We start from the raw sequence: 14366 nt of genomic DNA, 5'->3' as shown, positions 1-14366 counted from the left end.
AGCGATCGAACCTCGACACGCATCTGAGACGAGCGAGTGCCGTCGCTGGTCGGACCGTGAGTCTGCGGAGAAACGGAGACGGAACGGCTTACTCGTCGAGGAGGACGGCGTTGACCTGTCCGGTCTGCCCCGGACGGGAGGTGACGCGGGCCTGACCCTCGCTGGTGGAGATGACCGCGCCCTTCGTGATGATGTTCCGGCGGACGTAGTTCACGTTCGAGGGGTTCTCGTCGACGCCCTCGATTTCGGCTTCGACGGTCTCGCCGCCAGTGGCGACCTGCGCGACGTTCGTGGAGAGCGCGCGGGTCTTCTCGTTGGTGCCGCGGGAGTCGATGACCTGGAATCGCGGCTCACCGACGGTCGTCTCGGCGGGTTCGCGGCCGAGTTCGTGTCGCTTCTTGTTGCTGGAGGGTCGTCGTCGACCGCCGGTCCGCTTCCGCTTCCTGCGTCCGCTCTGATCTTTCATAGCCGGTAGAACCCTACGCGGCTACTTGAATCGCTCGAATCGAACCACACGGCCGCTCGCGGGCGTCCCCGGGGAACGACGCGCGCGACGAGGACGACGCGTCGACGCTCGCGGCGTCAGCACGCAGTGTCGTCCGCGACCGCTACGACGGCCCCTCACGGTTCCGTAGCGTCTTCGACGCCCGCCTCGGTGATCTGGAAGCGAGCAGAGCCACCCGCCGGCTGAGAGCGGTGTTTCTCCAGCGTCGCCCGTCGGTTGCCGCCGCGGAACCGCTCCAGTCGGAGGATCACGCCGGTCCAGTGTTCGAGCGTGTTGCCGCCGAGCGGTCGGTCGCGGTCGGCGTCGGGGTCGGTGAACACCTGGTTCGTGATGAGCACAGCGAGGTCGTGTTTCCGCGCCAGCGACAGCAGGTGCGTGACGTGGCGGGCCACCTCACGGACGGACTCGCCGCCGCGGGAGTCCTCGGTGCGTTCCAGTCGGTAGAACCCGGTCGCGGAGTCGAGGACGATCAGGTCGACGCCGTCGGCGAGGCCCTCGGCGTCTTTCACCGCCTCGCCTTGTTCTTCGAAACTCAGCGCCTGACTCACGACGAGTCGCCCGGCGACCGTCTCGACGGCTTCGTCGGTGCGGGCCTCCGCGATGTCGCGAAAGCGCGTCATCGAGAGGTCTTCGGTGTCGATGTAGAGGACGGATCCGCCGTCTGCGGCGACCTCGGCGGCCGCGGTCAGCGCGAGGTTCGTCTTCCCCGACGCCGGCGGGCCGTACAGTTGCGTGACGACGCCACGCTCGATGCCTCCGCCGAGGAGGTCGTCGAGGGCGGCACTGCCGGTCGTGAGGAACTCGGTCACGGACGAGGCTGAGTCGTCACCGGGCAAAAACCTCCCGAGTGCGCGGCGTGACGGGAGTCAGCCAGTCGTCGCGGTCGCGTCAGTCAGTCGTCGCTGTCGACGCCGTCGGCGCGGTCGGGGCCGAACTCGAAGCCGTCGCCGTCGGTCATCGCGACGCCAGAGTCGTACCCACTCTCGGCCGGTGCCGCCGCCGAACCGGCGCCGTCGACCACGTCCGCCGCCGTTCCCGCCTCAGCGTCGACGAGGTCGTCGTTCACGTCGTCCACCTCGAACCGCTCCACGAGCGCTCGGAGGTCTTCGACCCGGCCCGAGAGCGTCTCGGCGGCGTCGCTCACCTCCGCGACCGCCGCGGTCTGTTCTTGTGAGGCCGCCGCAGCGTCGTCGATGTCGTCGCTGGTCTGCGTGCCGATGTCGGCCACCTCCTCGGCCATCGCGACGACTTCCTCCGTGGTGGCCGCTTGGTCGTCGGTCGCGGTGTCGATCGAGCCGACGCCGTCGTTGGCGTCTTCGATGCGGTCCTCGACGGTCTCGACCGCCGATAGCGCGTCTTCGACGACCTCGACGCCGTCTTCGACGACGGCCTCGGTCGCGGCCATATCCTCGGCGGCGGCCGCCGACGCCTCGCGGAGCGTCTCGATGCGGTCTGCGATGTCGTCGGTCGCCTCGCTCGTCTCCTCAGCGAGCGTCTTCACCTCGCTGGCGACGACGGCGAAGCCGTCGCCCTCGTCGCCGGCGCGGGCGGCCTCGATGGAGGCGTTGAGTGCGAGCAGATTCGTCTGCTCGGCGATGCCGTCGATGAGGTCGACGACCTCGGTGATCTCCTCCATCTCGGCGGCGACGCGGTCGACCTCCTCGGCCGTGCGGTCGGTGTGGTCCGCGACCTCGCCGAACGCGTCGAGTGCGTCCTCGGCGGCGTCGCCCGCGCGGGTCGCACTGTCGGCCGCCTGCGACGAGACCTCCGACACGTCCGCGGCGGTGGCAGCGATCTCTTCGACGGTCGCCGAGAGGCCGCTCATCTCGCCAGTCACCTCGCCGAGACGGTCGGCCTGTTCGTCGCTGGCGGCGGCCACGTCGGTCATCGCACGGCTGACTGACGTGCTCGCGGACTCGATCTGATCCGCGCCGGTGGCGACGGCCGCGGAGCGCTCGTCGGCCTCGTCGGCGAACGCCCGGACGGTGCCGACCGTCTCCTCTAAGTCGTCGACCATCCGGTTGAACGCGCGAGCGATGTCCGCCAGCGCCTCGTGGTCGGAGCCCTCGTCGAGGCGGACGGTGAGATCTCCGTCGGCGCACTGCGACATCGCCTCGCCGTACTGTCCCGCGCGACGCTCCAGCGACTCTGCGAGGCTCTCCGCCTCCGCCTTCGCCTCGGCAGCGCGTTCGCGCTCGGTTCGCGCCTGCTCGATCCGCTCGTCGAGGTCGTCGCGCATATCGCCGAAGGCGCCGTACAGCGTTCCGATCTCGTCGATACGGCCGGTCGAGACGGAGACGTCCAAGTCACCCGATCCGAGCGCTCGTGCCCGGTCGCTGAGGTCGTCGAGGGCGTCACCAGTCGGCTTGGCGACGAGCACACCCATCAGCAGGAACCCGGCGAGTGCCGTCCCGATGAGCAGGAGGATGTCGAGGCGGACGGCACCCGCCAGCGCGAACGCCTGGGCCGCCGGCGCGTGCGCCGCGATGACCCACGTCGTCCCGGGTACGCGGGTGTACGCGACGACGAGTTCGGTGTCGAGTGCGCCTTCCAGCGAGGACTCCTCGGTCACGACCTCGTTGCCGCCGAGTGCGCGGCGGAACGCGTCGTCGCTCGCGCCGAGGTAGGCCTCACCGACAGCGTCGCCGTCCTCGGCCATCAGCACCGTCCCGTCTTTCGAGATGACCTGCGTGAATCCACCCTCGATCGGGTTGTGGAAGCCCGAGGCGATCTGTTCTACGCTGGCGACGAGAACGACCGCTCGGTGCGGTGCAGAGGGGACGGAACTGACGAACCCGACCATCGACCCCTCGTCGGTCTCGTACACCGAGGAGGTCGCCGTCCGGTCGGCCGACGCGGGCGCGAGGTCGGGTGCCCACGCGACGTTCGCCGCGGCGATCGACTCACCCTCGAGCGACCGCTCACTCGACGCGAGCACCGTTCCCGATTCCGTGTCGACGTAGTGGATCGCGTGTACGTCGTCGGGAAGCGACCGGAGTTCCGCCGTGAACACGGGCTGGAGTTTCCCGAGGTTGCCCTCGCGGACGTCCTGGTACTCAGAGATCATTCGCGTCGCCGTCTCGCGGTTACCCATCCACTCGGAGAGTTCACCCGCTTCCAACGCGGTGACCATCGAGAGTTCGGTGTGGACATCGTCGTGAATCTCCGCCGTTGACTCGGTGACGGTGTACGCGCCGACTGCGCCGGTCGCGATGACGAGGACGAGCAACACCGCCGCGAACTTCCGCATAATCCCGCCTCTGATCAGGTCCGGGACGAGTTTCGCCCCCACGCTGGACCCCGACTTTTCTCCCATAATTACCGGCAATCTCCAAAGCGACCGTTTAACAGTACCTTCCAAATTATCGCGGCTGCAACTCGCAGTGACAGATTTTTCACGTCTCGGTCGGCCATCACCCCAGATCGCGACGACACGGTCAAGCCACCGACCACCCTATCGGAGGCTGTGATCGTAGTCGTCACAGACGACTTTGCGTTGTACCACGCGGCGGTGAACGAACTCCGCGAGCGTGGCGCGACGTTCACCACCTGCGAACCGGAAACGGATCTTCCCGAGCGTGCGTCCGTGGTCATCTCTGCACCCCACGACCGACTCAGTTACCGCGAGGAGTCAGTCGCGCACGTGACCACCACCGCCGACGACATTCGTGTGGGCGTCGAGGAGGCACTCGGTGGCCTTCGCGACGGCGACGACCGGATCGTGGTCGGCGTCGACCCCGGTGAACAGCCGGGGATCGCGGTGTGTGCCGGTGAGACGGTCGTCGCGGCGTTCCACGTCCCCCTCGCCGAGACGGTCGACACCATCTGCCGGGAAATCGAAAGCGAACCCGACGCCCTCGTCCGCGTGGGCGACGGCGACCGTCTGCGGAGCGCTCGCATCGTCAACGCCCTCGACGACGCCGCGGTCGAACTCGTCGACGAGTCGGGGACGACGCCGACCCTCGGGCGCGGCGCGAGCGGCAAGGGGATGGCGGACGTTCTCGCGGCGGTCAACATCGCCCGACTGGAGGGCGATCCGGTGGAATCGCGCGACGTCGAACCGACCGCGGGCGAACTCCAGCGGATCAAAGCCGAGTCGCGCGACCGCTCCGGCGGCGACCTCACCATCGACGACAACCTCGCTCGGCAGGTCGCGTTGGGAGAGGTGACACTCGGCGAGGCCGTCGACAGTCACCGGGAGTCGTAGCAGGAGAGTCGCGACCGACCGTTCAGGAGTCGCGGACGAACACCGTCTTCACTCGCGCCCCACAGACCGGACAGCACAGCGTCTGCCACGTGTCGGCGTCCAAGCCGCCCATCGTCTCTGTCCGTGTCGCATCCGACCGACTGAATCGGGTGCCACAGTTGTCGCAGGTGTACGCCTCGGTGTCGTCGGTGTCGTGGATGTCGTCGTTCGTGCTCATATTCGCCCTCCGTTGTTCAGTCCTTGCTCGTCTCCTCGGTTCCCGCCGCATCGATCCGGTCGTGGACGACGGCCTCTGCCCGGCGACTCACCTCCCGAATTGGGCGACCAGTCTCGTGTGCGACCGTGGCGGCGTCGTCGTACTCCGCGCTCACGTCGTACACGACGCCCTCGGCGTCACTCGCGACCTTCACCGTCACCTCGTGCGCGTCGCCGTCGAGGTCGACCGCGACTGTCTCGAACGCGCGGTCGGCGACCCAGCGGTGGGTCGCGCCGCCCTCGCGGACGCCGAGCGTCCCCGTCTCTTCGGCGAGTCGGCGGGCGACGCGGTCGGCGTCCTCCGGCTTGCAGATCACTTTCACGAGGTGGCCCGGACGGGACTTCTTCATCGTCGTCGGCACGACGGTCACGTCGCGGGCCCCGGCGTCCGTGAGTGTCTCCTGTAGACCGCCGAGCAGTTCCGGCGGGGCGTCGTCGAGGTTCGTCTCCAAGACGGCGATGTCGTCGCGAGCGAGGTCGCCGCGTTCGGCCTCGCCGACGACCGCGCGGAGGACGTTCGGTCGCTCGGGGAACGTCCACCCACCCGCACCGTAGCCGGACTGCTCGACCCGAAGCGACGGGAGGCGCTCGACACCCTCGGCGAAGTGTGCGAGGATGGCCGCGCCCGTCGGCGTCAACAGTTCCGCGTCGACCGGGCCGCCGCGCAGCGACCACTTGGCGCGTTCGGCCACCTCGACGACCGCTGGGACCGGGACGGGGTAGACGCCGTGACTGAACTCCACCTCGCCGCCCCCGGTCGCCAGCGGCGTCGTCACGACGCGGTCGGGGTCCAAGTCGTCGAACAGCAAGCACGCGCCGACGACGTCCGCGATAGCGTCGTCTGCGCCGACCTCGTGGAAGTGGGTCGAGTCGAGGTCGGAGCCGTGGACGGCCGCCTCCGCCTCACCGAGTATCTCGAAGACGGCGAGTGCGTCTTCGCGGACGGTCTCGGGTATCGTCATCCCCTCGACGAGTGTGACGACCTCGGCGTACGTTCGCTGTGGACCGTGGCCCTCGGCGTTGTGGTTGTGGTCGTGCGAGTCGTCGTGACTGTGCGAGTGAGAATGGTCGTGGTCGTCGTGAGAGTGGTCGTGCCCATCGGAGTGGTGATGGTCGTCCTCTCCGGCGTCGCCCGCGTCGTCCGCATCGGTGTGTTCCGTCTCCGCATCGCGGTGGCGGACCCGCGCCCGGGTGCTCGCGATACCGTTTCTGTCGACCGATTCGAACTCGTAGCGGACCGGGACAGCGTCCTCGACAGACGCGAGGACGTCCGGGTCACCGCCGGCGGCGACGAGTGCACCCAAGAGCATGTCGCCGGCGGCGCCCATCCGACCGTCGAAGGCGATAGTTCGCATACGTGGGACGTAGCCGCGCGTCGTCAAGTCGCTACCGCCACGAGGTGGGCGACCCCGTGCCGGGTGGACTGTCTCGTCGGTGGTGTTTTCAGTCCCCACCACATATCGTGCGATAGTCTAGCACGTCCTGCGTCGCCGTCGCGGCAAGCGAATCACCACGTTCCGGCCGCACGGTGCGCAGCGGAGGGCTTAACCGCCGTCCGGACCGACGTATCCTGAACGAACCCCCGTCACCAGATCATGAATGAAGTTCAACTCGAAGTCGCAAAGGCATACCCGAACGACTCCGGCAGAGGGATCGCTCGCCTCGACCCGGACACGCTGTTACACCTGAAGCTCTCGCCGGGCGATATCATCGAGATCGAGGGTGCGGAGACGACCGCCGCGAAGGTGTGGCGTGCCGACCGACAGGACTGGAACACCGACACCGTCCGCATCGACGGCTTCACGCGGCAGAACGCCGACGTCGGTATCGGCGAACGCGTCACGATCCGGAAGGCAGAGGCGAAGAAGGCGGAGAAACTGACGCTCGCGCCGCCCGAGGAGGCGTCCGTCCAGTTCGGCTCCGACGCCGCGGGGATGGTGAAACGCCAGATCCTCAAGCGGCCCGTCGTCGAACGCGACATCGTCCCCGTGATGAGCAGCACGAACCACCCGTTCATGCGCTCTCCGGGGCAGGCTATCCCGCTCATCGCCGTCGACACCGAACCCGAGGGCGTCTGTCTGATCACCGAGGACACCGAGGTCGAACTCCGCGAGGAGCCAATCTCCGGATTCGAGAAGACTGGCGGTGGCATCACCTACGAGGACATCGGCGGCATCCAACAGGAGATCCAGCGCGTCCGCGAGATGGTCGAACTGCCTATGAAACACCCCCAGATCTTCAAGAAACTGGGGATCGAACCCCCGCAGGGCGTCCTCCTCCACGGCCCGCCCGGCACCGGGAAGACCCTCCTCGCGAAGGCCGTCGCCAACGAGACCAGCGCGTCGTTCTTCTCTATCGCCGGTCCCGAGATCATCTCGAAGTACTACGGCGAGTCCGAACAGCAGTTACGCGAGATATTCGAGGACGCGAAAGACGAGTCGCCGTCGATCATCTTCATCGACGAACTCGACTCCATCGCACCCAAACGCGAGGACGTCACCGGCGAGGTCGAACGCCGCGTAGTCGCTCAGTTGCTGACGATGATGGACGGCCTAGAGACGCGCGGGCAGGTCATCGTCATCGCGGCGACGAACCGCGTCGACAGCGTCGACCCCGCGCTCCGTCGTCCCGGTCGCTTCGACCGCGAGATCGAGATCGGCGTCCCCGACGAGGTGGGTCGCAAAGAGATCCTCCAGATTCACACCCGCGGGATGCCGCTGTCGGACGACGTCGACCTCGACCGTCTCGCCGACGAGACGCACGGCTTCGTCGGGGCCGACATCGAGAGCCTGACGAAGGAGGCCGCGATGAAGGCACTGCGGCGCTACCTTCCGGAAATCGATCTGGACGAGGAAGACATCCCGCCGAGCCTCATCGACCGGATGATCGTCAAACGGACGGACTTCCAGAGCGCCCTCGCGGAGGTGGAGCCGTCTGCGATGCGGGAGGTGCTCGTCGAACTCCCGAAGGTGACGTGGGAGGACGTGGGCGGCCTCGACGACGCCCAACAGCAGGTGAAAGAGGCCGTCGAGTGGCCGCTCACCACGCCCGAGAAGTTCGAGCGGATGGGCATCGAGGCCCCGAAGGGCGTCCTCCTGTACGGCCCGCCGGGGACGGGGAAGACCCTGATGGCGAAGGCCGTCGCCAACGAGACGAACGCGAACTTCATCTCGGTGCGCGGCCCGCAACTGCTGTCGAAGTGGGTGGGTGAATCGGAGAAGGCGATCCGGCAGACGTTCCGCAAGGCGCGGCAGGTCTCGCCGACGATCATCTTCTTCGACGAACTCGACTCGCTGGCTCCGAGTCGGGGACAGGAGATGGGGAACAACGTCTCTGAGCGTGTCGTCAACCAACTGCTCACGGAACTCGACGGCCTCGAAGAGATGGGCAACGTGATGGTCATCGGCGCGACGAACCGCCCCGACATGATCGACCCGGCCCTCATCCGCTCGGGGCGGTTCGACCGCCTCGTGATGATCGGTCAGCCCAGCGAGGAGGGTCGCGAACAGATCCTCAAGATTCACACCGGCGATACGCCGCTGGGGACGGACGTGAGCCTGCGTGAACTCGCAGAGCGAACCGACGGCTACGTCGGCTCCGACCTGGAGTCGATCGCTCGCGAGGCCGCCATTCAGGCACTGCGCGAGGACGACGACGCCGAGGCGGTCCAGATGCGCCACTTCGAGAAGGCGATGGAGTCGGTTCGCCCGACCATCTCCGAGGCGATTTTGGACTACTACGCGGACATCGAAGAGCAGTTCAAGGGCGGCGGCACCGACAGCCTCCGCGCCGACCGCAGCGGGCGGATCGGCTTCCAGTAGCACTGCGTTCCGGTACCACCGCGTTTCGGTCGCAGCGCGTTTTCACGTTCTCGCAGGCCGTCGCCTCGCTCGACACCCGTGGCACTGCTTATTACTGACTGGCGAGGTAAGGGGATACTCGGCCACGTCGACGCGTGCTCTCGGCGTGCGGCCCCCACCGACGAGCGGGTCAAAGACTATCTCCGAAGGCGACAAGTCACGTAGCAGAAATGTTGTGGGCGTCACAGGGTCCGGGGATACCGTTCGAGTCGCTCCCGATCGTGGCCGCGCTGTCAGCCGTCGCCCTGGCGACGATCCACCTGCTCGTCGGCGAGGGAGTTGATGCCGATACGGGACCGGGTCGATCGGCGCTGTCGGCCGCCGGAGGCGCGGCCGTCGCCTACGTGTTCGTCCTGCTGCTGCCCGAAGTCGCACACTTCGCGGCCGAGCATCCGAGCGTTACCGCGGGCACGCTCACCGAGGAGGCCATCTACGGGGTTGCACTCGCCGGATTCATCGTGTTCTATGGGTTGGAGGTCATCATCGCGCGATACACGCCCGAGCGGTCAGCGGCGCCGCCGGCCGTGCTCTGGGGCTACATCGGGGTGTTTGCCCTCTACAGCGCTCTCATCGGCTATCTGCTGTTTCACCAAGAGCTCCCGGGCGTCCTCAACCTCCTGTTGTACACGGTCGCGATGGGACTGCACTTCAGCATCACCGATCACGGGATACGTCGGCACCTGGAAGCAGCGTATGATCGCGTAGGGCGGTGGGTGCTCGCGGGTGCGACCCTCGTTGGTGCCGCGGTGGGGTTGGCCACGCTGGGTCGGCCACTCGTCATCACCGGGCTGTTCGCGTTCGTCTCCGGCGGCATCATCCTCAACGTCATCAAGGAGGAGCTTCCGCACCCGCAACGGGGTCGGTTCCTATCGTTCGTCGCCGGCGCAGTCGCCTACAGCATCATCGTCGCGCTCATCTGAGTCCACGCCGAGTCGGGTGGGGTCGGGCGAGGATCCCGGGCCACCCATCTCGCAGCAACAGAGTCGCTCTGCTGGGCTCCGTCGGAGTCGAACGCTCAGAGTCTGCTTGCAGCGAGTGAGTATGCCGGGCCAGAGGGCGCCGGAAGCGCACGAAGCCCCGGAAAACGCGGTCGGTTAGTAGATCAGTTCGTCGTTGTTCTCGATCATGTACAGCGTCCGCGCGGCGATGTTGACCGCGTGGTCGCCGACGCGTTCGAGGTCACGGATAGTGAGGAGCAGGCGCGAGACGTCCGTCATCATCTGCTCGACGTCGTCTTCGGTGACGCCCTCGCGCTGGATGAGTTCGCGCATCACGTCTGTACTCGCGACCGAGCAGAGTTCGTCGATGTCGTCGTCGTCCGCGGCGACGGCGAAGCAGGCGTCGGGGTTCTCCTCGGCGTAGGCCGTCATCGCGTGGTCGAGCATATCGAGCGTCGCCTCGCCGATTCGTTGGACGTCGACGTCGGGGAACACGTCGCGTTCGGCCTGCAGGGTGTACTCCCCGAGGTTCGTCGCGAGGTCGCCGATGCGTTCGAGGTCGGTAATGATCTTGAACGTCGCCGCGATGAATCGGAGGTCACCCGCGACTGGCTGTTGGAGCGCCAAGAGGTCGACGCAGTCCTGTTCGAGTTCGAGGTACAGTTGGTTCACCTCGTCGTCTTCGTCGATGACCCGGTTGGCGAGGTCCTCGTCTTTGTCGGCGAGTGCATCCATCCCCATCCGCAGGCGCTCTGCGACGATTTCGCTCATATAGAGTGCGTCCTCGCGCAGTTCCTCGAGTTGTTCTTGATACTGTTGTCTGGGCATAGCTGAAATGGCCCGCCGCCAGCGTGTAAAGGTTCGGCTTCGGTGAACGCCCAGTCCCGTTCCCGATGGCTACGATACGTCTGTGAATTGATGTGGGGGGACCACGTACCAACAGTATGGAGCGACGCCGGTTCCTCGGGACTGCTGCCGCGGGACTGGCAGGACTCACTGCACTCGCTGGCTGTTCGGGCACAGGTGGAGACGACGCGCGAACGGTGAACCCGGCACTGCGAGAGACGCCGACTGAGACGCCGACCGCGACGCCTGCACGGACGGCGTTCGGGGCTGGCGACGCCGACAGTCTGGAGCGGTCTCGGTCACTGGTAGTGACGAACCAACTCGTCCGCCCGGAGTGGGTGACAGTGTCAATCAGCGAGTCCGACACACCCGTCTTCCAGCAGACGCTTCGCGTCCCGCCGGCGACTCGCCGGACCGTCGGCGGCGTCTTCGGGGCCGCCCGGACGTTCACCGCCTCGGTCACCACCGCCGACGGTCGTGCACGGCGCTTCGACTGGCGACCCGGTCCCGGCGGTGACCACCTCGGCGTCGACCTCGACGGCGGCATCAGCGTCCGCGACACGTTTCCGGTGTCGGCCGCCGGGGAGTTCATCGAGGGGTCGACCGGCGGATTACTGGCGAACACGCCCGCCACCGCCGGCGCGTTGCTGGTGGTCGACACGCCCGGCGACGGTGGCCGCCTGCGACTCACCGCCTCCGACGGCGACAGTTCGGCCGGAATCGACCTCCGCGTCCCACCCCGATCACGAGTCCCGCTTCCGCTGTCGGTCCCCCGAGGGCAACTCGTCGTCGCCGCCGAGACGCCCGACGGGACGGACCGCCGGAGGTGGCGACCGTTCGAGGACGGCGCGCTGTACTGTGTCCTCGACTCGGCGCCGCGACTCGTCTGTGACCTGCTCATCCGTGACGTCGTCGTCGAGAACGCCACTGGGAGCGGCCCCGGAGACGGCGTCACGATCACCGTCGACGCCGACGGACAGCGAGTCCTCGACCGAACCACGTATCCACCCCCAGGCGGGAACGTCCGTATCCCGACAGCAGTTCCGCCGGCGGGAACGTACGTCGTCAGCGTTCGTCACGGGAGGCTCGACGCCCGGCGGACGCTCAGTCGGTGTCCAGCCGACGGTCCGTTCGTCGTCACCGTCGGCGAGGACGGCATCGCCGTCGAGAGCAGGTCCGTCGGGTCGCCATCGGACGGGGAACAGCAAGGCGAGACGCCGACGGGGACGCCGCCGGACGCCGTCACGGAACCGCCCAGCGAGACGGCGAACGCAACCGAGACGGCGAGTGAGTCGTTCGGGCGGGGCGGCTTCTTGTAGCCGCGGCCCGAGACACGGGTATGCACAGGCGGCGCGTCCTGCGGGCGAGCCTCGCGACGCTGACCGGCACGGCACTCGCCGGCTGTTCCGGAATCGGCGACCGAGACGGCGACGGCGCTCGGACGGTCAACCCAGCGCTGGAGACGACGCCGACGGACACGCCGACCGCGACGGCGACGCCGACGCCGTACGGCGCAGACGCGTCGGACGCCCTCGACCAACCTCGTGACCTGATTCTCGGAAATCGTAGACTCACCGCAATTCGCGTCCGCGTGCGAGTCACTGACGGCGAACAGACAGTCTTCGACCGAGCGGTTCGCGTGCCTGGCGCGATACAACGACGGCTCTCGGGCGTGTTCGGTGCGGCCCGAACGTACGCAGTGCGTGTGGCCGCAGCCGACGGGCGCGACGCCTCGTTCGCGTGGAGTGCGACCGACGACGCCGGGCACCTCGGCGTCGACCTTGACGCGGGAATCAGTCACTTCGACGCGTTCGACACCGAGCGAGCGCTGTCGTTCGTCGCGGAGTCGAGCGGTGAGTTGGTCACCGAGGAGGGGTGGTCGCTCCGGTTACTCGTAGACAACCCGGGGTCAGCGCGGCGCGTCACGGTGGCGATGGCCGACGGCGACGACCCACCGAGCGCCAGCATCGACGTTCCCAGCCGAAGTCGGCTTCTGTTGCCGCTGCGGGTACCACAGTCGCCCGTGCGACTCGTCGCGACCGTCGACGGGAGTGACGTCGAGCCAGTTCGGTGGCAACCGCTCGTCGACGGCGTCTTGGTCCTCCATCTTGGTGAGCGACCGCGATTCCTGTGCGACTTGCTGGTCCGCGACCTGCGCGTTCGCAACGACCGAACGACCGCAACGACCGTCGGCGTCGTGGTCGAAGCCGACGGCGTCGACCGCTTCGAGGACTCGGTGACGCTGCGCGGCGGTTCGGACACGGTCGCGCGGGCAGTCGTTCCACCGGCGACCCGCTACACCTTCCGACTGGAGTACGACGGCCGAACCGAACGGATCGACTGGGCCCTGTGTCCGCCTGTCGGCCCCGTGGTCGTCACCCGAACGGATGCGGGCGTCTCGGTGACGGTCAGACCGCTCGGCCCGTCGACCTGAGACACTGCTGGAAATATATAGATAACCAGACGATAACCGTGTTGCCCCGGATTTGGCTGATTATCGCGCCTCACCGGGCGAGATATCTACACCTCTGGAAGACTCTGGAGTCGTGATCAATAGACTGCATCGAGATAGCAAGCCAGGTTCGAGAGATCGGCACCAGGAATAGCGGTTGATCGAAACACGTCGACTGCTGCCAAATATATATAGATACTCGGTAGAGTTAAGTTGCAACCGATGCGAACGTCCGACAATGGTCGAGACACGGAAGGTGCAAGTCACCGGTGGGTCGACGTACACGGTGTCCATTCCGAAGGAGTGGGCCACCGACAACGACGTGAGCGCGGGGACCGAGGTGGAGTTCTACCCCGAGGGGGACTCGCTGTTCTTGACGCCCGTGACCGAAGAGGGGCGAACCGAGGGAACGCTCGACGTCGGCGACCTCACAGGCGACCAACTCACCCGCGCGGTGATGACGATGTACGTCTCAGGGTTCGACATTATCGCGTTGGAGGCTCCCCGGATCACGAACGACCAGCGGCGCACGATCCGCGACTCCGTCCAGAGCCTCGTCGGCCTAGAGGTACTGGAGGAGACGCGCGACCGCGTCGTCATCCGCGATCTGCTCGACTCCTCGGAACTGTCGATCCACAACGCCGTCTCTCGGATGCGCCTCATCGCCGTCTCGATGCTCGAGGACGCCGTCGACGCGCTCACCACCAGCGACGAGGATATGGCGCTCGACGTGATCCAGCGCGACGACGACGTCGACCGCCTGTACATGGTCGTCTCGCGTATCTTCCGTGCGACCCTGCGGACGCCGAAGGCCGCCGAGGACATCGGTCTCTCGCGGGAGATCTGCTTCGACTACCACTCCAGTGCCCGCCAGTTGGAGCGGGTGGCCGACCACGCGACCAAGATCGCCCACCTCACGCTCGAACTCCTCGGTAGTGAGGAGGCGGCGGTCGTCGGTGACGAAGAGCCGCGGACGCCCGAGGGCAACATCACCGACCTCCCCGAGGAGTTCGTCGAGGCGCTGCGAGAACTCGACGAGGACGCCCGTGAAGTCGTCGACCAGGCGATGGAGGCGCTGTTCGCCGACGACAGCGCCGAGGCGACGACGCTGGCGAACGACGCCCGCGCCGCGGTCCGCGGCGTCGACGAACGGGCCCGTGAGATCGACGAACTCCTGCGCGGTCTCGATCCGGCGCAAGCGCAGTTGCTCGGCCTCATCGTCGACTCCGTCTCTCGTTCGGCCGACTACGGCGGCAACATCGCAGAGACCGCCCTCCAGAAGGCCGCACCGACGCCGTAAGCC

At 67.2% G+C, this 14366-nt stretch carries 12 protein-coding genes; 6 read left to right on the top strand and 6 right to left on the bottom strand.

Annotated elements, in window-relative coordinates:
* Positions 1–88: 88 nt before the first annotated feature.
* The 3 genes from P0D77_RS05390 to P0D77_RS05380 all read right to left on the bottom strand — a co-directional run bounded on the left by P0D77_RS05390 (position 89) and on the right by P0D77_RS05380 (position 3821).
* The gene (locus P0D77_RS05390) at positions 89–466 is read right to left on the bottom strand and encodes a 30S ribosomal protein S8e (RefSeq protein ID WP_277555207.1); all 378 of its coding nucleotides are present in this window, start codon (positions 464–466) and stop codon (positions 89–91) included.
* A gap of 155 nt (positions 467–621) precedes the next feature.
* Positions 622–1314: a DNA repair and recombination protein RadB gene (radB, locus tag P0D77_RS05385; RefSeq protein WP_277555206.1), complete on the bottom strand. Its 693-nt coding sequence runs from the start codon at positions 1312–1314 to the stop codon at positions 622–624.
* Between the two features lie 83 nt (positions 1315–1397).
* Positions 1398–3821 (bottom strand): methyl-accepting chemotaxis protein, encoded by a 2424-nt coding sequence (locus P0D77_RS05380; protein ID WP_277555204.1) that lies wholly within the window; start codon positions 3819–3821, stop codon positions 1398–1400.
* A 150-nt stretch (positions 3822–3971) separates the two neighbouring features.
* Between P0D77_RS05380 and P0D77_RS05375 the strand changes: the two genes are divergently transcribed.
* Entirely contained in the window at positions 3972–4712 is a 741-nt protein-coding gene (locus tag P0D77_RS05375; RefSeq protein ID WP_277555203.1) for a hypothetical protein, read from the top strand.
* A 22-nt stretch (positions 4713–4734) separates the two neighbouring features.
* Here P0D77_RS05375 and P0D77_RS05370 read toward each other — a convergent pair whose 3' ends face one another.
* Positions 4735–4929, bottom strand: coding sequence for an FmdB family zinc ribbon protein (locus P0D77_RS05370; protein ID WP_277555202.1), 195 nt, complete (start codon positions 4927–4929; stop codon positions 4735–4737).
* Between the two features lie 16 nt (positions 4930–4945).
* Positions 4946–6322, bottom strand: a complete 1377-nt coding sequence (larC, locus tag P0D77_RS05365; RefSeq protein ID WP_277555201.1) for a nickel pincer cofactor biosynthesis protein LarC — start codon at positions 6320–6322, stop codon at positions 4946–4948.
* 240 nt (positions 6323–6562) lie between these two features.
* On the opposite strand from larC, the gene P0D77_RS05360 reads away from it, so the two are divergent.
* Positions 6563–8788: a CDC48 family AAA ATPase gene (locus P0D77_RS05360; RefSeq protein ID WP_277555200.1), complete on the top strand. Its 2226-nt coding sequence runs from the start codon at positions 6563–6565 to the stop codon at positions 8786–8788.
* Positions 8789–9048: 260 nt separating this feature from the next.
* Positions 9049–9747, top strand: a complete 699-nt coding sequence (locus P0D77_RS05355; protein ID WP_277555199.1) for a hypothetical protein — start codon at positions 9049–9051, stop codon at positions 9745–9747.
* A 174-nt stretch (positions 9748–9921) separates the two neighbouring features.
* On the opposite strand, the gene phoU is transcribed toward P0D77_RS05355, so the two are convergent.
* Positions 9922–10593, bottom strand: a complete 672-nt coding sequence (gene phoU, locus P0D77_RS05350) for a phosphate signaling complex protein PhoU (protein ID WP_277555198.1) — start codon at positions 10591–10593, stop codon at positions 9922–9924.
* A gap of 116 nt (positions 10594–10709) precedes the next feature.
* Between phoU and P0D77_RS05345 the strand changes: the two genes are divergently transcribed.
* The 3 genes from P0D77_RS05345 to P0D77_RS05335 all read left to right on the top strand — a co-directional run bounded on the left by P0D77_RS05345 (position 10710) and on the right by P0D77_RS05335 (position 14363).
* The gene (locus P0D77_RS05345) at positions 10710–11930 is read left to right on the top strand and encodes an Ig-like domain-containing protein (protein WP_277555197.1); all 1221 of its coding nucleotides are present in this window, start codon (positions 10710–10712) and stop codon (positions 11928–11930) included.
* Between the two features lie 20 nt (positions 11931–11950).
* The gene (locus tag P0D77_RS05340) at positions 11951–13045 is read left to right on the top strand and encodes an Ig-like domain-containing protein (protein WP_277555195.1); all 1095 of its coding nucleotides are present in this window, start codon (positions 11951–11953) and stop codon (positions 13043–13045) included.
* Between the two features lie 256 nt (positions 13046–13301).
* The gene (locus P0D77_RS05335) at positions 13302–14363 is read left to right on the top strand and encodes a phosphate signaling complex PhoU family protein (protein WP_277555194.1); all 1062 of its coding nucleotides are present in this window, start codon (positions 13302–13304) and stop codon (positions 14361–14363) included.
* The last annotated feature ends 3 nt before the right edge of the window (positions 14364–14366 follow it).

This window comes from Halobaculum limi, from assembly GCF_029490015.1.
Taxonomy (GTDB): Archaea; Halobacteriota; Halobacteria; order Halobacteriales; family Haloferacaceae; genus Halobaculum; species Halobaculum limi.
This window is presented reverse-complemented; position numbering and strand designations above follow the sequence as displayed.